We start from the raw sequence: 24,918 nt of genomic DNA on the forward strand, positions 1-24,918 counted from the left end.
TCACTTGTGGTCTCAAGTTGACCCACGACGGCGCGGTCGCGCTGCTCGAGGACGGGCGACTCGTGTTTAGCGTTGAAGTGGAGAAGGTGGCCAACGGCATTCGCTACTCCGAGATCGAGGACACCAAGACGATCGTCGAGATCCTGGCAGCCTTCGGCTACAAGCCCGGTGATGTCGATGAGTGGGTCGTCGACGGGTGGGACGGTCACGAACATGGCTCGGTGAGGATCGTCAACGACGGGCGGGAGCAGGAGTTCGTCGTGGCGCCCTACCGGGAGAACGACACCATCACCAATCTGCTCGAGCCCGGTGCTCGTGGAACGCTCGCCCTGGGGGCGACGGAGGTTCCGTTTGTGAGCTACGTGCATGTAGCCGGCCACCTCGCGAGTGCCTACTGGACCAGCCCCTTCGTGGGCGAGCCCGCCTTTGTGCTGATCTGGGACGGCGGACTGTTCCCGAGGCTGTATCACGTTGGGTCCGACGGTCGGGTCTCGCTGGGCGGCGCGATGTTCCCCCTGATCGGGCACGCCTACGCGTCCGCCGCGCACCACTTCGGTCCGTTTCGCCGCGACAACGAAGCCACAACGGTCGACGACCTCTCCGTGGCAGGCAAGCTCATGGCCTATATTGCGCTCGGGACGCCTGACCCCGCGGTCCGTGTTGTGCTCGCAGAGCTGTTCGGCCGCCACTTCGAGGGTTCGGGTGAGCAGGCCCAGGCATACCGGAGCACGATCAACGGCGTCGGGTCCAACGCCGAGCCGTCCTTGAGGTTCGTCCACGCCTTCTACCGGGACCTCCGGGGCGCGGTTGAGGCCACTGACGAGGATGTGCTGGCGACCGTGCACGAGTTTCTCGGCGACCTTCTAGTCGAGAGGGTGTCGCAGGCTGTGCGCGGCTGGGACACCGCCCAAGCGGGGGAGGGTCCGTGGAACCTCTGCTTCGTCGGCGGGTGCGCGCTCAACATCAAGTGGAACAGCCAGCTCCGTGCCCAGTCGATCTTCCGTGACGTCTGGGTGCCGCCGTTCCCCAACGACTCCGGATCGGCGTTTGGCGCGGCGTGCGCGCACCGCGCGGCGCGGGGGGAGACCTCGGCCGTCGCCTGGCATGTGCGCAGCGGTCCGGCAGTCGTCCCGAGTGATATCCCGCCCGGCTGGACCAGGTCCGGTCCGGTCACCCCTGCAGAGCTCGGCCGACTTCTTCACGAGACCGGTGAGCCGGTTGTGGTTCTCTACGGTCGCGCCGAGCTAGGCCCGCGAGCCCTGGGCGGGCGGAGCATCATCGCGCCCGCCACGAACCCTGGCACCAAGCAGTTGCTCAACGACATCAAGAAGCGTGAGCACTACCGCCCCGTGGCCCCCATCTGCATGGTGGACCGCGCTCCCCAGATCTTCGACCCTGGGGTTCCGGACCCGTATATGCTCTTCGACCACGTCGTACGCGAGGAGTGGGTGGAGCGGATCCCGGCGATTCTGCACCTCGACGGAACGGCGAGGCTGCAGACTGTTGACGGCAACGACGATCCGGTGCTGGCCGAACTACTTCGCGCATACGAACAGGCGAGCGGAGTTCCGGTGCTGTGTAACACCAGCGCCAACTACAACGGCCGCGGGTTCTTCCCGGACGTGAGGTCGGCTGCCGAGTGGGGCGCCGTCTCGCGGCTCTGGAGCGACGGGGTGCTCTACGAGAAGGAGGTCTCGTGACCGCACCCACCGCGGGCAGCACGTCCGCGCTCTACGAGTCGTTCCCCTACCCGTCGCCGGATCCCGCCGGGCCGTTGATCTCCGACACCGCGCTCGGGCTGGCGGCGGTCTTCGGTGGGTCGGAGTTGACCGGATGGCGGGTCCTCGACCTGGGGTGCGGCACGGGCCATCGCCTCGTCGCGACCGCTCTGCAGCATCCGGAGGCCGACTTCGTCGGCCTGGACGCGAGTGCGCGGTCGATCGAGGTCGCAACGGAGCTGGTAGCGCGTCACGGTGTTTCGAACGTCGAGCTTGTGCACGGGTCCGTCCCCGACGCAGAGCTCACGACGGACTTCGACCTCGTCGTGTCGACAGGAGTGCTGCACCACCTACCCGAGCCGAAGGCCGCGTTGCGCTGGGCCATCGACCAGCTGGCTGACGACGGCCTCATATACGTGTGGATGTACGGCGCGCTCGGCGAGCACGACCGCCTGCTTGATCGCGAGCTGGTGCGCGAGCTGGCTGGACCCGACACTGACGCCGGGGGATTGGCCATCGTGCGCGAGCTGGGTCTCTCGCTGCCGAGCGCTCAGTACGGCGACACGTCGCGTGGGGATGCCGCCTCGACGGCTGCGGTCGCGTCGGTGGACGCTGACGCCTACCTCAACCCGATCGTGAACGCCGTCCGATTCGACGACATCATCGAGCTGTTCGCGGGGCAGTGCGTCGACTGGCTCTCCGTCGTGAGCATCAACAACGACGGTTCCAGCCGGCTGGTCGACCTGACCGGCCGCCATCCCCTTGGCGACCTCGCGGTCTCCGGCTCGGCCGTCTTGCCAGATGGGCTGTTGCGCGAGCGCTACGAGACCCTCGGCCCTGTGGCCCGCCTGCGCGTAATAGAGCTGATGACCAAGCCCACCGGTGTCACCGTCGTCGCAGGGCGCGGCGACTCCATACGGGACTGCGCCGAGCGCATTGTCGACAACGTCCTAGTGGGCTCGGATGGCGCGAAGAGCACGCCGCAGCTCGCTGTGCCCCACGACCAGACGCACCCCGGACCCAACCCCGCAGCAGGAGTGAAGGGTGCCTAGTTCGTTCTCCCGGTTCCCAAGTGAGGAAGAGCTCCCGGACGTTGCCACGCTCTACATCGAGTCGCTGGCGGCACTTGACGAAGATTTCGACGCGGAGGAGAGGACACCGTGCTCCCCGAGCTGCCCCTCGACCGTGCAAGCTCTCGAAATGGCTGGCGGCGTGTCTCCGGCAAGCAGCGAGGCGGCACCGCCCGCCGGAGACACGCGCTGATGTTTGGGAGAGCGCACACTGGAGGTTGCACGATGAGGCGCACGTCGAATGCCCCGTCGGTCCGTCCGTCCGGTGCCGCCCGCGATACGCCTCGCCGGCGCCGCCGTGTGTGTCGCCGGGACGACCGCCGCGATGACGGCCAAGACCGTCGGGGTGGCGTGCGCTGTCGCACCCGGGATCGCCTTGGCCAGCGGCCGACTGTTCGACGCGTTCGCCGATCTTCCCGGAGGTGGCTCGGGTCTCGCCTCGAGCAGGGTGTGGTGGGCCGTGGGCGCTATAGCTGTCCTGTTCCTCGTGCAGCAGGTCCTGCCCGCCGCCGCGCGGGTGGCGAGGTGGACGTCGCCTTGGATTACCAGGCGGCGCCTGAGGCCACCGCGCTCGCCGACGGGATTGTGCACGAACTCCGCGACTTAGCCGATCTCGGATGAGCGCTACCAGCCATCCGCACCGGTTTGAGGGTCAGCACGGCGAAGTGAAGGTGACAACCCGGTCCGACGGGATCCGGCGCATACGGGTGCGTAGCTGGGTCGACCTCGCCCATGCGTTGGGCTGGTGCGTCGCTATTGACCGTCCGCGTCAGCTCGACGTGCTCCGCAGGACGACTCAAGGGCGCCTGGCCGAGGTGCGCGGTTCGTCTGCGGTCGACTCGGATGTCTACCACCGAAGGCTCGGTCTTGGCCGGCTGGGCCGAAAGGTCCTAGAGGGGCTGCCCACGAGTCAGGTGGAGCTCGCGGCGGCGTTCGCACGGGGGGTCAAGGCCGTTGGCCCGCCGAGCCTGCGCGACTGGGCCCCAGTGGACTCCGTCTCGGTTGCGCAGCTGTTCTTCGAGCAACTGAGCTCCGACGGGTCTGAGCTTCGTATGACCGAGGTGCTGAGACGCACGCTCCATCCGAGCGTCGTGGAGTTTCTGCTGTGCGGCGCTGATCCGGGGGGAGTGGATGCCTCAGGGCAGGAGGTCGATAGGCCCTGGCCTGAACTGCCATTCGACCAGCTGCGGTCGCTATTTGAGAGTGCTCCAATCGCGACCTCCGGGCATCGCCTCGTCGTCCGCGATACGCGACCCGCGGGGAGCAACGCCTGGGCGGTTTCGGACGGTCGGCAAACGGTACTCGCGAACGATATGCACCTTCCGTTGACCGAACCGCCGATCTGGTATCCGTTCGAAGCCGAGGTGGCGGGTCGCGCTGTGGCCGGCGCCACCGTGCCTGGCCTGCCCTTCTTGGTCGTCGGCACGCATGATCGATTGGCGTGGGGATTCACCCGTCTGGCCAGCGACAACGCTGACCTCGTCGAACTGCCGGCCGAGCTCCGCGAGGTGCCAGGACGACCTACGCTCCCGGGCGAGTATGCCGAGCGGATCGAGACGATCCACGTCCTGGGCGCGGAGCCGGTCCAGCTCACCGTGCGCGACACCATGTACGGCCCCGTGGTGGGCACCCTGGCTGGTCGGGCCTTGGCTTTCCGCTCGTCCCTGCTCGACCCGTCGGCACTCGACTTCGGATGCGCTGGTCTTGGGGAAGCTGGTTCGGTTGAGGAGGGTATCGATGTCGTGACGCACAGCGGGCTTCCACCTGTCAACGTGGTGTTGGCTGACGCGGCGGGCGTGGTCGGGGTCACGGTTGGTGGCCGACACCGGCGCCGGTCCGGAGCGCCCCGCGGCTTCTCGTCTGCCACTGCGACGGAGCCGGACCGCCTAGCTGCATCGGAACTGCCTCGTTTGGTGCGTCGCGACGGTCTTGTCTTGAATGCGAACAACGCCCCGGAGTCGACGCGCGATGCCGGGCTGGGATGGAACTGGTTCTCCAGCGGCCGGGCGCTGCGGATCAGCGGGCTGCTCCGCAGCGTGGAGACCCCCGGGTCGGTCGATTCACATGCTCTCCTGCAGCTCGACACCGATGCCCGGTTCTTCTGCTTCTATCGGGATTTAGCCCAGAGGTACCTCCCTGATCGCGGGGTCTTCGCAGAATTGTTGTCCGAACTGCGGTCGTGGCGGATGACCGCAGAGTGCGACGAGGTGGGACTAGCCCTCCTGGTAGCGTTTCGAGAAGTGCTGCGCGAGTCGCTGTTTCGAGCTCTGACGGTGCGCGCGAGGGCGTACGACCCCGAGTTCGTATACGTTCACCACGGCCATGAGGCGGTCCTGCGGCAGCTTTTGAGCGAAGGGCTGGCTGCGGGGTTGCACCCGCCGCCGTGGCGGGACGCACGGCATTTCGTCGGTGCTCACCTCCTCATGGCCCGTGACGTCCTTGCCCGCCGCTCTGGCGGTCCGGGGCCGGTCAGATGGGGGTCAGTGAACCGATGGTCGCCCGACGTCGCGGTGGGCCATCCCGCCCTAGTCGACGGTCTCGCAGTGGAGCTGGCTGGCTGCATGGAGTCGGTTCTTGTGGCCGCGCCCGACTTCGGCGCCTCGATCCGAATCACGGCCGCACCTGGCACCCGGGGAGGGACGATCTCGATCCCCGGCATGGCGAGCGAACGCCCGATTCGGGAGACGGGACATGCGGTGCGACGCTGGGCGCGGGGCGAGACCTCACCACTGTTCGAGAGCGGCATCTCGTGAGGTATCGACGCCTCGGTGCGCCTGGCCCAGTGGTTAGCGAGATCGGGGTTGGGGACTTGGCAATCGGCTTTGACAGCCAGTCTTAGTTTGGCCGAACGGCTGGTTCTGATTGTGGCATCACACTCACAGAACGCTCGTCCAGTGCCGTGTCGAGGCTTCTCGACGGGCGCTCCGAACCGACCGGGTCGGCCTGCTGACCGCACACCAAATTCGCAGGCAGGGCCGCGACGGACCACGTGCCCTCAACCCCCTTGTTGGGGTGCAACTCGTCATCCAGCTGTCGTATCGACGCTGGCTTTCCCAGCCCAGCTGGCTGCATCAATTATGATGCAACGGCGGTTTGAGGCCCCTTCGCAAGTGAGAATCGTTGAGGGGTAGCCCGTCAGGCGGAGGGGCGGAAGGCGTCAGGCCCCGGAGGATCAGTGGCGGGCGACCAAGCTGCTTCTCCTAGTGGACCCTGTAGTTGACACGCTCTACGTGCGCCTGCGTGGCGTCGCCCTCTTCTCGGTGCTTTCCTCCGGCTGATGAATTTTTCGGTGTCGAGGTCCACGTTCTCGATATGTCCGGCCGCGACGACGGCACGATAGTCCCCGACGCCGAGTCCGACGTCGAGTCCGGCGCAGGCATGGTTGGCTGCCCCGACTGCGGGGTGGTCGCAATCGGCCACGGCGGCCGGGTTCAGGTCCTGCGCGACTTACCGTGCTTCGGCCGTCCGGTGCGGGTGCGTTGGCGCAAGCGGACCTGGCGCTAACCCGAGCCGCCCTGCCCGCCGGGCGACTTGGACCGAGGACCACCCCTACGCGCCGGCCAGAGCCAAGCTAACCATCCGCGCAACGAGATGGTCGATCGCCGAGGTGAAGCGACTCAGGCGAAGGTTGGCGCCGTTGGTGCGAAGAGATCCTCGCGTACTTCGCTACCGGCGGCGTGCCAGATCTGGATCCTACTCGCCATCGGTGGCTCACGCCCCTACCGACGACGCCCAAGAATCACGCCCGAACCATGCTGATCTGCGAAGAGCCGGTTTGAGGAGCAGCCGGCAGAGCTAGGGTACGTGAGGTTTGCCATTGAGACCGCCAGGCAGCAATCCTTGGGACGGTGCCGTTTCGGCTATTGGTCCGAGATGGGCGTCGCTGGTGAGACCGAGGCTGGGTCGGCACTCAGAAATCTGCGCGGGCGCGCGCCTTCACGGCGGAGGCGGCGAAGGCGTGCCCGTCCTGGCTACGAGCCTCGACCGGTCCGTCCCGAAGCTGACAGAGATGATCGTGCCCGGCAGCAACCGGGCATCTATCGCCGTCGCTGAGCGCGTCGATTTGCGCCACGAGCGGCGCGACCCTTTCTGGGACCAACCCGTCGAGAGTTACTCACTCAGCCAAAGAGGAGTGTGACCTCCGGGCGGTCCAATTTGCCGCTCGAGTTCTGAGGAAGCCTGTCGACGGCGATGATTCGCTGGGGCAACATGCCCCACGGGAGGATGTTCGCCAACTCTTCCCGGACCTTGGCCGCCCAGTCCCGCTCAGTCAGGTCGATGTCTCCTCCGACGCCATGCGTCGGGACGATGGCAGCTGCGAGCTGCACCTCGCCCCGCCTGCTGACAGTCGTGACTACCGCGGCGTCGCGCAGCCACGGCAGCGACCGGAGAGCGTGCTCGATCTCGCCCAGCTCGATGCGCACTCCCCGAACCTTCACCTGGTCGTCGAGCCGACCAACGAAGTGGAGCACGCCCGCTTCATCCGCGACCGTGACGTCGCCAGTCCGATACCACGGGCCGGAGCCATCAGGCGCCGTCACGAACCGCTCGCGCGTTAAGTCAGGCAGGCCGACGTAGCCTTCGCTCAGCTGCGGGCCACTGATGAGCAGCTCGCCAGCTTCTCCCGGGGGCAGCTCACGAAGGTCCTCGCCGACAACGCGCATAGAGGAACCGGGCGCAGGACGTCCGATTGGCGTGGTCGGCCGGTCGGTGTCGAGATCCGCCGGCCTCACCGCGTGGAAGGAGTTGTAGACCGTAGTTTCGGTGATGCCATATACGTTGAACCAGAACGTGGCCGACCCTGATCCGTGATTCCGCCACGTCCGCACTGCGGCCCTGTTGAGGCGTTCGCCCGCAAACACCACTTTGCGAAGGGGGACCTCAAGTGACTCCTCGACGACGGTCTCGGCGACATGGCGGAAGACACTAGGGACGATGTGCAGCGTGGTGACGCCGGCGTTGGCGAGGTGCATCGCCAGCGCCCAGGGATCACGGGCCTGGCGGTCGTCGACCGTGACGAGGCAGGCACCCGCCGCCACCCCTCCCCACATCTCCCAGACGCTCACGTCAAAGGTGTAGGCGTGAAGTAGCGGCCACACCTCGTCTGTATCGAAGGTGAAGAGCGGGCAGAAACCCCTGATCATGGCCAGGACGTTCCGATGCCGGATCGGCACGCCCTTCGGCCGACCGGTGGAGCCTGAGGTGTGCAGGACGTAGGCGAGCCCGTCGCCGATCGCGCTCATGGGAACCTCCGTGTGCTCGTGAGCGGTATCCAGCGTCAGGTCGGGAACGAGCTGGATGTCGCGGCCGTGAGGTGCCACGACATCGGCGGCGGCGTCGGCGACGAAAATCCGACGCACACCGACATCGCGGAGGACGTACTGCAAGCGCTCTGCCGGGTGGCTCGGGTCCAGGGGGACATAGGAAGCTCCCAGCCACAGCAGCGCCGCCGAGGTGAGGAAAGGGAGGTGGCCGCGCGGGACGCACAGGCCGACTTGGTCTCCTGGGGACACGCCTCGGTTTGCAAACTCGGCCGCCAAGCGGCGTACGACACCCAGCAGGGCTTTTGCGTCGAGGTCAATGCCGGGCGCGCGAAGCGCGGGAGCATTTGGAGTGAGGTCGGCTCGTGCGAGTAGCAGCTCAGGCAGTGTGCGGACTGAGGTCCACGGCGGTTGCGATGGAGTTGCGCTTTTCATAGGTCCAGTTGCGATGCGACTGCGACGGCACGCCGCGACTGCGGAGAGGAAACTGCCGGGCTGGTAAGCACGACGTGGTCGTGACGGATGGTCACTATGCTTGTGACTGCGGCCAGTTTTGGCGCTAGCCGGTGCACGATCACGGCCGTAGTGGCCGGGACGTCGGTTTCAAGCGGTTCGTTGCCGATCACGACCTGCCCTTCACGTAGTAAGACTACAAGGAAACTGAATGACAACTATGTCAGGGCCGCAGACAGGTACTGTCTCGTGCGCTCGCGACTAGGTTTTCCGCTTCTCGGGAGGCGGTCGGAGGATGAGCGTCGTGCCTCGTTCAGGTCAAAACGGACATCGTGAGCGGATTCTGCGGCAACTGCGTGATCCACGGGCAAGCAACGCCCCCAGCCATCGCTCTGACAGCGACCATACAGGGCGTCGGACTGGCCAGGATGATCGATACTCGGCTCTTGGGTTACCACGACGTGACCCAGATCGAGTTGGCGCGAGACCTGAAGGTCGGGCGACCTCGTAAAGGCCTAGCGACGCTCATGCGCCTGCAGGAGGTCCTGCGCGCCAAGATCGAGACGAGCAACGAGAACCGGTACAAGGTGGATCGCTGTATTCTCGCGGTCGAAGTCTTGGTCGACCTTGCCGGCAGACCCCTCGCCCGCCAGATCGGCAGTTCTGCTTGGATGATGCTGGTCCGCCGGGTGAACAGGCCCGCGAGCTCACCGAGTCGAGGCAGCTGGTCCCGATTGATCGGTGACGGGGTCGGATCCGAGTTCCGCTGAAACCCTCCGCAAACCCTCGACCGCGCGCGTCCTTGACGGCCGTTCGCGATAAGCTGGACCCCGCGGATCCGGTGACGCAACCTCGGAGGAGCCATTGAGAACGCTATCCCAGTTGCTCGACTCGCGTGCGCAGGTGCACCCCGACGCCGTCGCTCTCATCGACGGCCCGAACCGTATGACCTATGCCGAGCTGACTGTGGCTGTCGACCAAGCGGCCGACCATCTAGTAACGCACGGAGTGCGACCGAACCAGCTCGTCGGCCTACTCGCAGATCGCGATCTTGACACCCTTGTGTGGCTGCTGGGGATCCTGGCGGCAGGGGCGGCCTATGTGCCACTCGATCCAAGCCACCCTCAGGACCGGGTCAGATACATCGCCGATGATGCGGGGCTCTCGATTGTTGTCGGCGATCGGACCACGGCCGCGCGCGTCGGGCTGATCGATCGACACCTAATCAACCCCGGTGACCGGCGCGGACCATCTTCTCCACGTCGGCCCGCCGGGTTTGAACCAACGCCCGACAGCACCGCCTACGTGCTTTACACAAGTGGGTCGACGGGCCGACCAAAGGGCTGCGTCGTCACCCACACCAACGTGCTCGCGCTCGTGGCCAGCATGCGCGACCTCTATGGCCTGGCCTCGCAGGACCGGTGGGCGCTATTTGCCTCGCTGTGCTTCGACGTGTCGGTCATGGAGTTGTGGTGCACTTTTGAGTCCGGTGCGACCGCAGTGGTGGTTCCCTGGTCGTGCGTCATGTCATCTGAGGACCTCGTGGATCTCTTACGGGTGCAGGAGATCACGATCCTGTTCCAAGTTCCTTCGATTCTGCGCTACACGGTCGACGCGTTAGCCGACGAGGGCTACCCGCGCTTGCATCTGACGAGCCTTTTGGTCGGCGGTGAGGGTGTCAACCGCTCCGTGGTGTTGGAGTACTTGGACCACGCCGGCCCGAACCCACCCCGCGTGATAAACGTGTACGGGCCGACTGAGTCGACTGTCATGGCTACCGGCAAGTTACTCGATCGTTCGGCACTTGAGGGTCCGGTCGGCTCCCCCATTGGGCGGGCGCTGCCGCACCTGCGCGCCCACGTCCTCAACCCTGAGCTGAGGACGGTGAATGTAGGAGAGACCGGAGAGTTGTGGCTCTCCGGCACCGGTCTCGCCCGGGGGTACTGGAACCGTCCGGAGCTTACCGCTGAGCGATTCGTCGTACTGCCATTGGGACCCGACGCTGCGCCGCTGCGCTGTTACCGAACTGGTGACCTCGTGCGGCTACTCGACAACGGTGAGCTCGACTACCTCGGCCGCAACGACGCCCAGGTGAAGTTCCGGGGGTCGCGAGTCGAGCTGCCCGAGATTGAGGCCGCGCTCGACCTCCACCCTCTCGTGCACGCCAGCGCAGTGAGCATCGTGGAGACGGCGGTTGGCCCTGAACTGGTGGCGTGCGTGACCCCTGCGACCCGGGGGGTGGATATCCCGATTGTGGCGGTCCGCCAGATGCTACAGAAATCGCTGCCCGGTCACATGGTCCCGCGGCGGATCGTGCAAGTGGGCCGGCTCCCACTTACGACGTCCGGCAAACTCGATCGGGCGGCCGTCGGGGGGCTAGTTATCGACGCTGAATAACACCGCGGACGCGGCGTCGCAAACCAGGTTGGGCCAAGCGCGATCGCCACCGGCTTCCACCAGGAGGCTGCTGTCTGAGCGATCGGCGTTTCCGCGGGCCGGTTACGATGTGGGCGACGTTTGTGTTGTGGGGGGACCAGGTGTTCACGACTTCAACGGGGGACCGGTGAGCGAGCAGGTAGGCCACGGCATCTCAGCATCGGTGGGGCCAGCGTCGGCGGGGCAGGAGGGCCTTTGGCTCATCGACCAGTTGAACGGTGGTTCGACCGAGTACTCCATGGTCTTTGCACTTGACCTTCGGGGACTTGTCGATCCGACGGCGCTAGAGTGGGCCATCAATAAGGTCGTTGGCCGCCACGGAGCCCTTCGATCGAAGTTCATAGAGACCGACGGTCGACCCCGGCTCGTAGTGCTTGACCGGTTGGACGTGCCGCTGCGCCAGGAGGATCTCGCCGAGGGCGAGCCCGCACTCCGCGAAAGGCTGCGCGCCGAGAACGAACTGGGCTTCGACCTGGAGCGCGGCCCAATGCTTCGGACCACGCTATTGCGAGTAGCGCCCGAGCAGCATGTGCTGCTGTTTGCGGCCCACCACATCGTCTTCGACGGGCACTCTGTCGAAGTCCTCCTGCAGGAGATCGGCGACTTCTACCGTGATCCCGATTACGAGGCCCCGGCCGCCGGCCAGTTCGAGGACTTTGCCCGATCCGAGTGGGAGTGGCTGGAATCGACCGAGGGTGGCGAGGCCCTCGAGTTCTGGCGCGAGAACCTCGCTGGCGCTCAGCAACCGGCCTTGCCGGCAGATCACCGTAGCGCGATCAGCAACTCGATCGCGGCAGCGAGGGTCGACCGAGAGGTGCCGGCCGCGGCGGTCGCTGGGCTGCAGGAGCTGCTCACCACCGAGCGGGTCACGCCGTTCATGCTGATGCACGCCGTCTACCATCTGGTTCTGGCCGCCTCGTCTGGCCAGCGCGACACCGTGGTTGGCAGCCCGGCTGCGGTCCGCGAGGGCCTAATGCAGGACGCGATCGGCTACTTTGTCAACATGGTGGCGATTCGTGTCGACTCCACAGCCGACGTCACCTTCCGGGACCTGCTGCGCCGCGTGCGGGGCGGGTTGATCGATGTACTAGAACACCAGAATTACCCATACCCGCAAGTTGTAGCGAAGGTCCGACCGGGCATCGAGGGGCGTCGTTCGACCTTCTTTGACAGCGTGCTGTCAATCGAGTTCGCGGTATCCAGGCCCAAGGGCTGGCCCGGGCTTGACGTGACCCTGATCGACACCGAGCCCGTCACCGCCCAGTTCAATGTGGCCGTCTCGACTTGGTGGTCTGACGAAGCAGTCGGAGTGACGATGGTCTACCGGGAGGCGCTGTATGGTCGCCCTTTCGTTACCGCGATGGCTCGGCACTTCGTTGACATCCTCGTCAGGGCCGTCGCCGACCCCGACCTTGCGTTGGATGCACTGGTCGGGAAGGAGCTATCCGACGCTGGAGCGAGCGAAGTCGAAGCATTCGCACCGGCCCCGCCCGCGCAAGTTGGCCCATTCCGCGGACGCGAGCCGCGAAACACCATGGAGGAGGTGCTTTGCCAGCTCTTCTGTGAGGTGATTGGAGTCGAGACCGTCACGATCGACGACGATTTCTTCGAACTCGGCGGCCACTCAATGCTCGCTGGCCGAATGGCCTCACGTATCCGCGCGGTGCTGGGTGTTGAGTGCGCCGTTCATCACGTCTTCGAGGCGCCCACGGTCGCCGAGCTGTCCGGTTTGATGCTGCAGGGGCGCGTAGGCGACTCCTTCGCGCCACTGCTGCCTCTGCGCGCTGGGGGCACTCGACAGCCGGTCTTCTTCTTGCCACCCATCGGTGGGCTTGGCTGGAGCTACGCTCGATTCCTGCCTTACATTCCCAAGGGACACCCTGTGTATGCGTTCCAGACAACGTTGCTCACGTTCGCGTCCGGTCGCCCCAACACATTGGGAGAGTTGGCGCGGACCTTCTGGGAGCAGATTGTCGAGCGCTGCCCCGAAGGACCGCTCGCGCTCGTGGGCTGGTCCTTCGGCGGAGTCCTTGCCCAGGAGGTCGCCGTGGTGGCCGAGGAGTCTGGAGGCGAAGTCAGCCACTTGGTGCTGCTTGACTCCGTGCCGGCCAAGTGTGACGGGATGACTGTCACGGCGACGGCGTCCGAATCCAGCAATGCCATCCGGGAGTCCATCCAGGGCTCCGTCGGCATTGGCTCCCGGGATATGGACGAAACGGTTTTGCGCGACCAGACCAAGGTCGCCGAGTATTGTCTTGATCTTCTGAGTCGACACAGCTCGCGGGCTTACGGCGGCAACGTGGTCAGCTTCGAGACAAGGGACTCTGGTCTGACCCGCGCGCAGGTCGGGGTGGGATGGTCGAGCCTTACAGCCGGCCACACCGAGTTCTTCCCTCTCGACTGTCTGCACGAGGAGGTTATGGACACCAACACCGTTGCCGTTACGGGTCCTATCCTTCGTAAACTGCTGCGGGGGTAGTCCATCTCAAGTCCGGACACCTTCAGGCTAATGCGCACCTGGAGGACATTCTGGTCCCCGGGTGGGATGGGATACCGACGACCCGGCGACTGCGGTGGCGTGACGACGCCGCCACGCCCGTTCCTCGCCGACGCAAAGAACGTCCGGTGGTCGTTTCGACTCGACAGTGTCGCACGGTGTGGAAGAACCTGTCTGACTCATCCTCGTGGGTTTAGGAGACGCTCCGTGACGCACGATTCCGGCCGCGCGAGGAAACCCTCACAGGAATGATTCTTATCGAGCTGGCTCGCTCCGGGGGCCGGGCGTACAGATTGCGAAGGCCTCGATCGGTCAAGAAGTGCAGTTTGGGTCGGACTGGGCATGGGCGATCGAGACTCCTGTCGGATGGGTCAGCATGCTGGTCCAAGCTAAGCAGGTGGATGGTGTCGCTTTCGGCGTCTATAAGGAACTGCGAAAGCCGAACGCGCCGTCACAGTGTCGGCGGTTGATACGGGCCGGACGGATGTACAGCTCAATTTCCGATTTCGCCCTTTGCAACGGCGAGGTGGAGCCGTTCGGGCCCGTTGGGACGACCACTGGGTTCGGCGGGTGCGGGTTCGATGCGATCGAACGTGGTGCCTCCTATGGCGATCCGCCGTGGGTGTCGGGCCGAAGCCCTTTCGGTGTGGCCCTGGTGCACGCCCGGGACATCCTGGAGTTCGTGGTCCCGGCGCCCGCTTCCAACCAACACGCGGTCCACGTCAATACGTTGGCGATGCCGTGGGAGTGCTTCTTCTGCAATCTTGAGACAGCAGGTGCAACTGACGGGCCTTGGATAGAGCGGGAATCGGAACGGCTGCGCCGTCGGTTGAAGGTTGACTCGTGCGAGTCGAGCGCAGGGGCGCGGGGGCGGCCCATCTGGTTGCAGGACGCGCCGCCCGTTGCGTCTGTTGTCCGGTCGAGCATGCGGCAAGGCGAAGACTCGCAAGCTTTATCGAACGTGCAATCCGCCCGGGCCGCCTCGAGCAGTGGGCTGTTGGCCCAGCCATGAGCGTCAAGACGGAGAGTAGACAGTCGATTAATGTCGCTATTAGCGCTCGCAAAGGCCTCTCCGAAGTCCAGTGCGCAGCGGCGTGCCCCGGCTGCCGTGCGGGCCGTGCCTACGCTTGATTGGGAGTTGAACGAGGGCTGATCCGGCCGCATCTGCCAGTCCCGGTGGCGCTCCGACAGGCCCGACAGGCTTCACCGCGCCGTTGCTGAATGTTCAAAGGTGTGGGCCGTTCGCCCGCGGCGGGATACGCTTGCGGGCGACTCGATAATCGAGTTTGTGCGAGTTAAACACTTCGCCGAGCAATTCGAGATGTGAATCTTCGGCATTGCCAGGGTCGGAATTTTCGGCTCCCCGGTCTTAGACGTCAAAGGCCATAGAGCTTTAGTCCTACGTGGTCGACGATTATTCTGAGTTGCGCGGAGTCGAGGGCGAAGTAGACGCGGCCCACCTCGTTCGGCGAGACTACATCGTCCAACTTCAGGTGCGGCTCCCGGCTGTACTTCGTGTCTTCGAAAGTAAAGGTGTCTTCGCCGGTCTGTCGTAGCCCCTTGTCCGTACCGGCCATGTTCAGGTTGTGAAGTGTCTTGAACCAGTCGTCAGGAAAGCCGCCGGTTTGCGCGCCCGACGCGCGGTACTCTTCTGCAGCTTTGGCTAGTGCGACGAGCGCGGACTCCATGGCGTCCACGTGGGGGTATCGAGATCTCGTCCAGGCGCGAGCGACACGTGGCGTAAACGAAATGGCACGATCAGTGCGTCTTTCGAGGTCCCGCGCCAGCGATGTGATGTCGCTCGGGGTTAAGCGAGGCAAGTTCGACCAGGCGGGTTCTGCATCGTCGTTGCTGGTGCTATCACGGAGACGCGCCGCCTCATAACGCCAGAATTCTGCTTGCCGAGCGAGCTGTTGCGTCTCCTCCAGTTGCGTTTCAAGATTCTCGATCTCCTCCACCCACGCAGCCTCCTGCCGGGTGAGCTCCTGGATCTGCGCGGCTTGGGTTGCAACCGTGGCTGTCATGTCGGCCGTCTCAGAAGCGTGGAGCCGCTCCTCGAACAGCCGGTTCCGCTCGTCACGCTCGGCCGCCGCCGCGGTGCGAGCCAGTGCGTTAACCCCTCTCGCGCGAACTGACAGCGGAGCGACCACTCGTACTAGGTCGCCCGGGAGGTTGTGCAGGTTGCCGCTCGTCCACCACTTATGCCGAAGCGTGAGGTCGGGCCACACCAGTACCGCCCCTCCAGGAGGTATACGTGCGTCGATCTCCGCGAGCTGAGGCGCCAGGGCAGCCAATGCGCCGCCGTTGAGATGGGCGACCTCTGCCAGTCCAACGGACTCGGCTGCGGCATAGTCCGCCGCCGCGGCGTTCTCATGGCGAGAGCCGTCGACGAGGACCGTCGGGAGCAGCCGAGGGGAGGACAGTCGCTCCCAAAGGCCGTTGGCCCCGTCGCCGTCGACGCGAGACGCGTCCGATGTCACGAGCACGCCGCTTGCTCTGGCTTCGAGTTCTGGGTCCTTCAGCAGATGAATCAAAAGCGCGGGTCGGCGCAAGAAGCTCCATCCTGTGGGCGCCAAGACGGGCTGTCGGAGCTCGCGTCCAAGCTCGACGCGAAAGACGACCCGATCGTGCTGGTTCAAGACCGAGACCTGGCAGACAAACTGCCGCGACCCCCGACACGTCTAGGTCCGTTGTGAGGCTCAGACGGAGCAGCCTGACTGAACTAGTTCCGGACCAGTGCCACTCGACACCGCGGGTTGCTCGGCCCTCGTGTTGGGCGAGCACGATGCGTCCGGTGTCGCCCTCCAAACGCTCCGCGGTCAGGCTCGGCTCAGGCTGATCATGGTTGATCCAACGCGTGACGTGAGCGAGGACGCGCCGCACAACGTCGTCAGACGTTGAGAGAGCCCCGGCGTCAGCGCCCAGAAGGTCGAACTGCACCACATACCGAAGTTCCATCTGCAGCCCCCTGTGACCTGCCTCCCCGGCCTGCTGCGAGCGCCCATCCCTTCTGGCGGGCGTTCGGGGCGTCGGGACGTCGCGTCCGAGTCCAACCTGACTCGCCCAACGTAACGCGGTAGGTAGGCGTGCGCGGTCATACCTTCAAAGAGGTCGCGCGCGACCTGCCGGATGGGCCAGCATGCTCGTCCAGCCCAAGCGGGAGAGACGCCGGCTCGGGCTACAGCCACGAGCTTCGGAAGGGCATGGGAACGTCTGTTCTGTCCGAGCAGGCGAGCTTCGAAGGCTGACATACCGCGGATCGCCGCTGCTGAGCGACTGGGCGGCCCGCCGCAGCTTGCTTGCAGGATGCGACCAGCCGGCCGGCGACCGGCGCAGCGTGGCTGCAGGATGAACCGCCGCCTTGGGCCGTCGGGCTGGAACGAGGACTGAACCCGTGGGTGTGACGAGGGGCCATCGGCTGTGTTTCTTGTCTAATCGAGCATGAAGCCGGACCCGGCTTTGCTGCTCCAGCCGCGCCGACTTCGGCCGTTCACCGGAATCCCTGAGCGGTAGTCCTGGCGACGTCAAAACTCCACGAACTGGCTGGCCCGCCGCCTAGCCTTCTCGCGTGAACGCCGTGCTTCCTGGTCCCGACGCCATGTCCGATTACGAGCGGAAGCGGTGGGAGGAGCTCGAGAAGCACTGGGAGCGGAGGGCCCAGGCGCGGCGCAAGCTGGTCCCTGCGCCTGTTCGGGACGCTGCAGGCAAGGGTGCCCGCGCGACGAAGGGCGCCGCAGCGAGGGCTGGTCGTGCCATCGCCGACAAGACGCCTGAAGGCGTTCGGGACTTCGCTGGTGGCGCCGTCGACGCGGCGCTCCTCCCCACTGTCCGGAACCTGGTGACCCTCCTCGAGCTCCTGAACAGTTGGGTTGTCGAGCTGACGGACCCGGAGAAGGTTCTCGAGCATCATCGGGCGCAGGGTCGCAACGTGCAGCGCTTGGAGGATCTCCGGGCACTCGATCTGGAGGAACTCGAGGAACTCACCAAAGACATGGCGCTTCGCTGGGCGACCATCGGGGCGGGCGAGGGTGCAGCGCTCGGATCGCTCGCCATGGTGCCGGTGCCGGTGGTTGGAAGCGTGGCAGCGATTGGGCTCGACCTCCTTGCCATGCAGGCGCTGACAGGAGCGATCGCCACCAGGGTTTGCTACGCCTACGGCTACGACGCTGCAGACCCCGAAGTCCGGCACATGATCGACCGCATGGTGGCTCGGGCCTACCGCGATCAGGCGGTCAAGGTTGGATCAGTGAAGAAAGCCAGTGCCGCCTTCGATGCAGCCAAGGGGCGGGTCAACTGGAGTCAGAAGCTTCGCGAGGACCACCGGCTCATGGCTGCTGTCGAGAAGTTGCTGAAGTCAGCCGGCGACGGCAAACGAGTGCCGGTGAAGAACGCGCGCATGGGCATGCCGGTGATCTCGGTGCTGGCCGGTGCGGCGACTAACTCGCACGTTCTGGGCGACACGGTGCGACAGGCGCGGCACTACGGGGCCACCGTGATGCTGAGCGAGAAGTACGGGCTGCCCTTGCCGCCGAACCTGCACCACGTGGCCGACGATCCTCAGGAGGATGGCGAGGCAGATGCCTGAACTCCTTGACAGTCGCCCGAGGCTGCGATCAGGGTGGCAAAGATCGGAGACGCAAGCTGATCCGGCGGCGCGGATGGGTGCGGCGTTGTCGCTCGCGCGGCGTGTCGGGTCCCCATGACGTAGTGCGGGTCTATAACGTCCCTGTTATGTCCGTTCCGGAGGCCCAGGCTGCCGACGACCGCTCACATGTGGGTCGTGCGTGTGCTCGTCCGCAGTGCCTGCTGACGCCGAGTCGACACTTCGGGATGGCGCTGCGCCAGCTCCGCGAGGAAGCTGGCTTCACGCAGCGCCAGCTGGCAATCGAAGCCCAGATGGCGCAGCCCGCCGTAGCAAGACTGGAAGCTTGCGAGACCATTCCCACCCTCGCGACTCTCACCCGGCTGAGTAAAGCGTTGGGCTGCGACTTTTCCATTCTGATTGGCGGGGAGTGATGACTTCATCTCGTCGCATCTACATGGACGCGAACGCCACCACGAGGGCTGCGCCGGAGGTGCGTGACGTCGTGGTGGCCGCGATGACGGATCCGCGGAACGCTGGCAGCGCGCACTGGGCAGGGGATGAAGCTCGCGGGTGGATCGACACGGCCCGTGGCCAGGTGGCCAAGCTGCTGCGTGCTGCACCGACGGAGATCACGTTCACCTCCGGGGCCACGGAAGCCAACTCGCTAGCCATCGAGGGCGTGGCGGCAGCTGCGGTCTCCGGAGACAACTCCGGCCGGCGAAGGATTGTCAGCGCCACCTGGGAACATCACGCCGTGCTCGAACCGCTTCAGCGCCTCCAGGAACGGGGATGGGAGGTCGTGCTGGTCGACGTTGACTGCAGCGGGATGCCGCAACTCGACCAGCTCGCTGCTGCGATCAACAACGACACGCTACTCGTGACGTTAATGGCGGCCAACAACGAGACGGGCGTGGTCGCGCCGATTGCTGCCATCAGCGACATGTGCCACGAGAGCGGCGCGTTGTTGCACTCCGACGCGACCCAAGTGGCGCCCTGGGACCAACTAGATGTCGATGACCTCGGCGTCGATCTCCTCAGCCTGTCGGGGCACAAGATGCATGGCCCCCAGGGCGTCGGTGCCCTCTACGTGTCGCGACGTCTCCGTCAGCAGCAGCTCATCGTCCCGCTGGTCCCCGGCGGTGGCCAAGAGAGAGGCCTGCGTGGGGGCACAGTCAACGTGGCTGGGGTTGCCGGGCTCGGCGCCGCCGCCGAACTTGTCGTGGCTCATGCCGAGGGGGAGCGCCAACGCGTCGCCGCGCTACGCGACAACCTCGAACAACGCCTCTTGGCCGTCGTCCCAGACGCGCAGGTCAACGGTGGCAGTCACCCGAGGACACCCGGGACCAGCAACATCTGTTTCGGCGGTCTGCCGGCCGAGGCGCTGTTGTCAGGCGCTCCTGACCTTGCCGCAAGCACGGGGAGCGCTTGCCGCGCCGGTGCTCCGGAACCGTCTCATGTGCTGCTCGGCATGGGACTTAGTTGGGCCGAGGCCGAATCATCGATCAGATTCAGCCTGAGCACCGATTCGACGCAGGACGATGTCGACCAAGCAGTGCAGATTATGCATCTGAGCGCGAGGCAAGTAGAGGAGGCGATGGCATGAACGGCTTGATGATGGGAGAGCGGTGCCGATCCTCCTTCGCGAGGCACGAGACGTTCCATCCGCGATTCGGTTGGTTGAAAAAGGCTTATGACGAAGCCAACCGGCCGGGCGGCGGCACCTTCGCGTCCGCCGATGCCCCCGTGCGGCTCGGGGTCGGTAAGAACATGGTCAACGCCATCCGGTATTGGGGTTTGGCATTCAAGGTCCTGCAGGAAGCCCCGAACCCAGAGCGTCCCCGTGTACCGCTGATCGTCCCGTCCAGCTTTGGGCGAGCACTTCTGGACGATGAGGGTTGGGACCCGTACCTCGAACGGCCGGAGAGCTTGTGGCTGCTGCACTGGCAGCTACTGCGCAGGACGTCACAGGCGCCGACGTGGTGGGTTGCCTTCAACGCAATGTCGCAGGTGGCGTTCACCGAGTCTGAGCTGCAGGCCCGGGTGAGTGATCTTGCATCGGCTGCTGAGTGGTCAGCTGTCGTGCCGGCGTCGATCAAGAAGGACGTCGACTGCCTTGTCCGGACTTACACTGTGAGGGGCCAGGGCCGCCAAACCTTGGACGACGTGCTGGACTGCCCGTTCCGCGAACTTGGACTGTTGGAGCGAGCCGGTCACGAGGACTCCAAGTGGCGTGTTGCCTACGGAGCCAAACCGACGCTCAGCTCACACGTTGTGCTTTTCGCCAGCTTGGACTATGTGACGCAGCATGCCCCCGAGAGCCGGGCCATTGGCGTCGCCCGGCTGGCGACTGATCCGGGTGGACCGGGGCGTTCGTTCGGTCTACGGGAAGTCGACCTGTACGCCGCGCTCAGCGAGGCCACGAGAGGCCGGAATGACCTCGTACTCACCGAGGCTGGTGGTCTGAGGCAGCTGGCCCTCGCAACGGACGACGTTGCGAATACCGCTGAACGGGTAGCGGCCCAGATCTACGACGGCCGCCTGAACCGGCTTTCGGCATGAGCGAGAGGAAGCAGAGCGGCGTGCTCGCTGAGGAACTGCAGGTATCGACGCACTACCTTCGGGCTGCGAACGTCGAGTTGACTGCGGATGCGAGCGTCAAGCACTACCTGCCGACGGCGCGGGCGCTTGACGTTCTGAGCCGAGTCGCGAGCACGCTCGAGGGCGATCGAGGCAAGGCATGGTCCCTTACCGGCCCCTACGGCACCGGAAAGTCGTCATTCGCGTTGTTCCTAGGGGCCCTTCTGGCCCCTACTTCGACGTCGCTCCGTGAGCCGGCTTTTGACATTTTGCGTGCTTCCGATCCAGCGCTTGCGAATCGACTGACGCGGGTTCTGGCCAACCGATCGGAGCTGGCGGGAGGATTCGCTGCGGCCGTTGTAACGGCTGAGCGTGAGCCAATCAGCGTGACTCTGGCTCGCGCGCTGACGCGCGGAGCCATCAAGTATTTCGGGAGCGAGGAGCGCCTGCCACGGGAGATCGCGAATGCGCTGAGGGTCTCAACAGCGGACCCCCGTCCGGACACACTGCGCACCGCGCTGCGCCACCTAGCGGCAGCCTGCCCCGTGCTCGTCTTGATTGACGAGTTCGGCAAGAACCTCGAGCACTTTACCGACCGTCCTGACGAGGGGGATCTGTTCGCGCTACAGGCTCTGGCCGAGGAAGCTGCTAGTGGTGCAGGCACTGTCCTCTTCTTCACCTTGCAACACCTTGCGTTCGACGACTACGCCCGAGCCCACGGCCTGCTTGAACGGCGCGAGTGGGCAAAGGTCCAGGGGCGATTCGAGGACGTGGCCTTCAGCGAGACAAGCGACGATGTAGCGCGCCTGATCGCGAAGGCGATCGGTAGTGAGTCAGCCAGCCCCAAGTTCCGCAAGGCCCGGCGAGCTTGGGCCGAAGCCGCGATGCCTCGGCTGGAAGAGATCGGGCTGGGTGCGGAGTTCTCGAACGGTGTCGAGACGCTTGAGCTTTGTTACCCGCTACATCCGCTCGCAGTGCTTGCGCTCCCGGATCTTTGTGCCCGCTTTGGCCAGCACGGACGGACACTGCTCTCATTCCTCGCAGGATCGGAGCCGAAGTCGCTCGGTGAGTACCTCCTAACGGCTCGCTGGAGTGAGCGCGATCTTCCCACCGTCGGCCTCGAAGACGTCTACGACTTTTTCGTGGCGAGTGCCGCTCGCCAGCTGCAGGCGTCTACCGGCGCGTCAAGGTGGCAGGAGATCGACTCGCGGATATGCGAGGCGTCAGCGCTCCCGGCCGACCAGCAGAGGATCCTGAAGATCGTCGGTCTTCTCAACTTGGTCAGCCAGGGCGGTCTTCTGCGCGCGTCGGCGCCACTCGTGAGCCTGGCGCTCGGTGATGGCCGCACCACGAGCACCGGCGCGCCTGCCGCGCTCGAAGACCTAGTGGGACGGGGGGTTCTCGCGTACCGACGATTCGCTGACGAGTTCAGGCTGTGGCAGGGGAGCGACTTCGACCTCCCGGCGGCCATGCAGGTAGAGCGGGATCGGCTCAAAGACTCGTCAATCGCTCACCTGCTGTCCGAGCGTCAAGGTCCGAGGCACGTGGTTGCTGGACGCCACAGCCAGGAGGTGGGCATGCTGCGCTACTTCGAGGTGGCGTATGTCGACCACCTGCGTGGGCTGCCGACAGAGCAGACCGCCGCCGACGGTTGGGTCGCCTACCACGTCGGACCCGAGGGTGATCTCCCGCAGGTACGCAAGAGTCTCCTTGCCTCGACTCAGCCCGTAGTTCTTCTATCGGTGCCAGAGGTGGACTCGCTCTGCAGCTTGGTGTTGGAGGCGGCCGCGGTCGACGCAGTACAGCACTGGCCGGAGTTGGACGGTGACTGGGTTGCTCGGCGCGAGGTTCGCGAGCGCGCGAGCCTGTTGAGTCGTCAACTCTCTGAGGCCGTCCCCGATCATTTCGATCCGCGGCGAGCGGACGTGGCAGTCGTCTTGCTCCGAGGCGATCGGGCCGAGCCATTGCGCACTGTCGTTGCGGCCAGCAGCTCCATCTCGCCGATCCTCAGTCACGTGTGCGACCTGGTTTATCCGCAGAGCCCAGTAATCAAGAACGAGATGCTGGCCCGGCGCGAACTTTCCTCGCAAGGAGCCAGGGCCCGTCGTGAACTGATGACGGCAATGATCGAACATGGTTCGGAGGAAAAACTCGGACTGGAGGGCTACGGTCCGGAGCGCGCGATGTACGAAGCATTCCTGTACGAGACGGGCATGCATGTGGCCACCCCCACGGAGGCTGGCGGTTGGGCATTCCAGGCGCCCAAACGCGGCAATCGACTCCGTTACGCCTACGAGGCGCTTCAGTCGGCAATGCTGACCTCGCCCGAGTCGCCCCGGACCGCGGCGGACTTGATGGCCGAACTGCGACGCGCACCGTTCGGCGTTACCGATGGGCCGCTGCCTGTCCTGCTCCTGACGGCGCTGCTGGAGCACAAGGACGACGTGGCCATCTTCGAGGACGGCACGTACCTCCCCGACTTCTCGGCAGACGCCGCCGAACGCATGGTCAAGTCGCCGGCGCGCTTCCTGATCAAGCACTTCGCGGTTTCAGGTGGTCGCCAGCGGGTGCTCGACGCCCTCGTTGCTGAGCTCGTCGGAAACTCTTCAGTTGCCGGTCTCCGCAATCAGGGCTTGATGCAAGCTGTCGCTCCCTTGCTGCGCACGGTTCGGCGGCTGCCGGACAGCGTCCGATACGACGCAACGTTGTCGCCGACGGCAATCGCGGTGCGCGACGCTCTCCTCGCTGCCCGTGATCCGGATCAGCTCCTGTTCGTAACTCTTCCTGTGGCCTGCGGCCTGGAGCCGATCACCACGAGGACGTCGCATAAGGATGGCCAACTCTTCGTCGAGCGGCTCCGCGATGCGGTCGGTGAACTAGAAGGCGCGTACGCAACGATGCTCGGCTGGATTAGTCAGTCGCTGTCGACTGCGCTGAACCTCAGTCCGGCTATTTCTGAGCTTCGTGCGGACCTGCAAGCGCTTGGGCGCCGGCTCGGCGACAAGATCCTGGACCCCAAGTTGCAGGCGTTTGTGCAACTGGCGTCGACGGACGGCCTCGATGATGAGAACTGGCTAGAGGCTATGGGCCTGGCGCTGAGCGAGCGACCTCCCGTGTCATGGCGAACTGCCGATCGCGAGCGGTTTTCTTCGACCCTCCTGGCGGCGGCTTCAACGATCGGGCGCCTAGAAATCCTGCACTTCGAGTCGGTGGTCGAACCGATGGAGGGCTTCGTTGCCCAGCGGCACACGATCACTCGAGCGGACGGCACCGAGGAGGGGATGCTGGTCGTCGCCAACGAGACGGCCGTCGTAAGCGCGCGGGCCGAGGCAGGCCGCATCGTCGACAGCTATCTCGAGCAGGGTTCGCACGAGCTGAACGCCTTCATCCTCGCCCTCTGGGCCGAGGTGCAAGATCGCGGAGCGTCGGGGGCGCCTGCCACTATTCCCCGTGCTGTGAACGAACGAATGGAAGCCGAGCGCAAGGAGGAGCACGCGTGAGCAAGGTTCGCCATGTCATGGGGATCTCTGGAGGCAAGGACAGCGCTGCTCTGGCGATTTACATGCGGGACCGACAGCCCGAAATTGAGTACTTCTTCTGCGATACGGGCGCCGAGTTGCCGGAAACCTACGAGTACCTCCTCAAGCTGGAGGCGGTTCTGGGTAAGTCGATTGCCCGCCTAAATTCCACCCGCGGCTTCGAGCACTGGCTGAACGTCTACCAGGGGGCGCTACCAAGTCCTCAGATGCGATGGTGCACGAAGGTGCTGAAGATCAAGCCACTCGAGGAATGGCTTGGCGACGACCACGCCATCTCCTACGTCGCTATCCGGGCGGACGAGCACCGCGACGGCTACATCAGCACAAAGCCCAACATCACTGCCGTGTACCCGTTTAAGGAAGCGGGTATCGATAAAGCTGGCGTCGTTGATATCCTCGACAAAGCAGGAGTCGGTCTCCCGAAGTACTACGAATGGCGGACTAGGTCTGGCTGCTATTTCTGCTTCTTCCAGCGTAAGGCTGAGTGGGTCGGGCTCGCCGAGCATCACCCTGAGCTGTTCGACCAGGCAGTGGCGATCGAGGGCAAGGAGTCCTACGAAGAGCGCGCGATGAAGGGTCGCACGTACACATGGAGCAACGGGGAAACTCTGCCGGAACTGCTCGAGAGGCGAGACGAGATCCTGACCAAGCACGCCGCGGCAATGGATCGAGCTGCCAGAAGCCGAAAGAACCTGCCCCTGATCGAGGTCATGGGAAGCGCACTTGACGAGGACGACGACGCATCGGGCTGTTTCGCCTGCCATCTCTAACGATGGCTGCTA

Annotated in this window: 15 protein-coding genes; 13 read left to right on the forward strand and 2 right to left on the reverse strand. The window is 65.1% G+C overall.

Translation table 11 applies throughout. The features are described 5' to 3' along the window. Positions 1-17: 17 nt before the first annotated feature. From QE405_RS00705 to QE405_RS20855, 4 genes are all read left to right on the forward strand, one after another. The gene (locus QE405_RS00705) at positions 18-1,700 is read left to right on the forward strand and encodes a carbamoyltransferase N-terminal domain-containing protein (RefSeq protein WP_307198311.1); all 1,683 of its coding nucleotides are present in this window, start codon (positions 18-20) and stop codon (positions 1,698-1,700) included. After that, complete coding sequence (locus tag QE405_RS00710) at positions 1,697-2,770, forward strand: class I SAM-dependent methyltransferase (protein WP_307198312.1); 1,074 nt, start codon at positions 1,697-1,699, stop codon at positions 2,768-2,770. The genes QE405_RS00705 and QE405_RS00710 overlap by 4 nt, the downstream gene beginning before the upstream one ends. 635 nt (positions 2,771-3,405) lie before the next feature. Beyond that, positions 3,406-5,541 (forward strand): penicillin acylase family protein, encoded by a 2,136-nt coding sequence (locus QE405_RS00715; RefSeq protein WP_307198313.1) that lies wholly within the window; start codon positions 3,406-3,408, stop codon positions 5,539-5,541. A 625-nt stretch (positions 5,542-6,166) separates the two neighbouring features. After that, entirely contained in the window at positions 6,167-6,292 is a 126-nt protein-coding gene (locus QE405_RS20855; protein WP_373459477.1) for a transposase family protein, read from the forward strand. Between the two features lie 614 nt (positions 6,293-6,906). Here the strand turns inward: QE405_RS20855 and QE405_RS00720 are convergent. Next, positions 6,907-8,484 (reverse strand): amino acid adenylation domain-containing protein, encoded by a 1,578-nt coding sequence (locus QE405_RS00720; protein WP_307198314.1) that lies wholly within the window; start codon positions 8,482-8,484, stop codon positions 6,907-6,909. 479 nt (positions 8,485-8,963) lie between these two features. On the opposite strand from QE405_RS00720, the gene QE405_RS00725 reads away from it, so the two are divergent. From QE405_RS00725 to QE405_RS00735, 3 genes are all read left to right on the forward strand, one after another. Further along, positions 8,964-9,272: a hypothetical protein gene (locus tag QE405_RS00725; RefSeq protein ID WP_307198315.1), complete on the forward strand. Its 309-nt coding sequence runs from the start codon at positions 8,964-8,966 to the stop codon at positions 9,270-9,272. Positions 9,273-9,384: 112 nt separating this feature from the next. Beyond that, on the forward strand, positions 9,385-10,899 hold the full coding sequence (locus tag QE405_RS00730) for an amino acid adenylation domain-containing protein (protein ID WP_307198316.1): 1,515 nt from the start codon (positions 9,385-9,387) through the stop codon (positions 10,897-10,899). Positions 10,900-11,065: 166 nt separating this feature from the next. After that, a complete protein-coding gene (locus QE405_RS00735) occupies positions 11,066-13,417 on the forward strand; it encodes an alpha/beta fold hydrolase (RefSeq protein ID WP_307198317.1) in 2,352 nt (783 codons plus the stop codon). A 1,394-nt stretch (positions 13,418-14,811) separates the two neighbouring features. Here the strand turns inward: QE405_RS00735 and QE405_RS00740 are convergent. Then, a complete protein-coding gene (locus QE405_RS00740) occupies positions 14,812-15,987 on the reverse strand; it encodes a hypothetical protein (protein ID WP_307198318.1) in 1,176 nt (391 codons plus the stop codon). A 1,016-nt stretch (positions 15,988-17,003) separates the two neighbouring features. Between QE405_RS00740 and QE405_RS00745 the strand changes: the two genes are divergently transcribed. The 6 genes from QE405_RS00745 (at position 17,004) to QE405_RS00770 (ending at position 24,906) form a co-directional block, all read left to right on the forward strand. Next, entirely contained in the window at positions 17,004-18,020 is a 1,017-nt protein-coding gene (locus tag QE405_RS00745) for an EcsC family protein (protein WP_307198319.1), read from the forward strand. Positions 18,021-18,265: 245 nt separating this feature from the next. After that, on the forward strand, positions 18,266-18,451 hold the full coding sequence (locus QE405_RS00750; protein WP_307198320.1) for a helix-turn-helix domain-containing protein: 186 nt from the start codon (positions 18,266-18,268) through the stop codon (positions 18,449-18,451). A gap of 23 nt (positions 18,452-18,474) precedes the next feature. After that, positions 18,475-19,623 carry a cysteine desulfurase family protein gene (locus tag QE405_RS00755; protein ID WP_307198321.1) on the forward strand — a complete coding sequence of 383 codons (1,149 nt, stop codon included), beginning with the start codon at positions 18,475-18,477 and terminating at the stop codon, positions 19,621-19,623. Next, complete coding sequence (locus QE405_RS00760) at positions 19,620-20,579, forward strand: DUF4007 family protein (RefSeq protein ID WP_307198322.1); 960 nt, start codon at positions 19,620-19,622, stop codon at positions 20,577-20,579. The genes QE405_RS00755 and QE405_RS00760 overlap by 4 nt, the downstream gene beginning before the upstream one ends. Next, a complete protein-coding gene (locus tag QE405_RS00765; RefSeq protein ID WP_307198323.1) occupies positions 20,576-24,097 on the forward strand; it encodes a hypothetical protein in 3,522 nt (1,173 codons plus the stop codon). Before QE405_RS00760 ends, QE405_RS00765 begins: the two co-directional genes overlap by 4 nt. After that, positions 24,094-24,906, forward strand: a complete 813-nt coding sequence (locus tag QE405_RS00770; protein ID WP_307198324.1) for a phosphoadenosine phosphosulfate reductase family protein — start codon at positions 24,094-24,096, stop codon at positions 24,904-24,906. Before QE405_RS00765 ends, QE405_RS00770 begins: the two co-directional genes overlap by 4 nt. Positions 24,907-24,918: the final 12 nt, after the last annotated feature.

This window comes from Nocardioides zeae, assembly GCF_030818655.1.
Lineage (GTDB): Bacteria > Actinomycetota > Actinomycetes > Propionibacteriales > Nocardioidaceae > Nocardioides > Nocardioides zeae_A.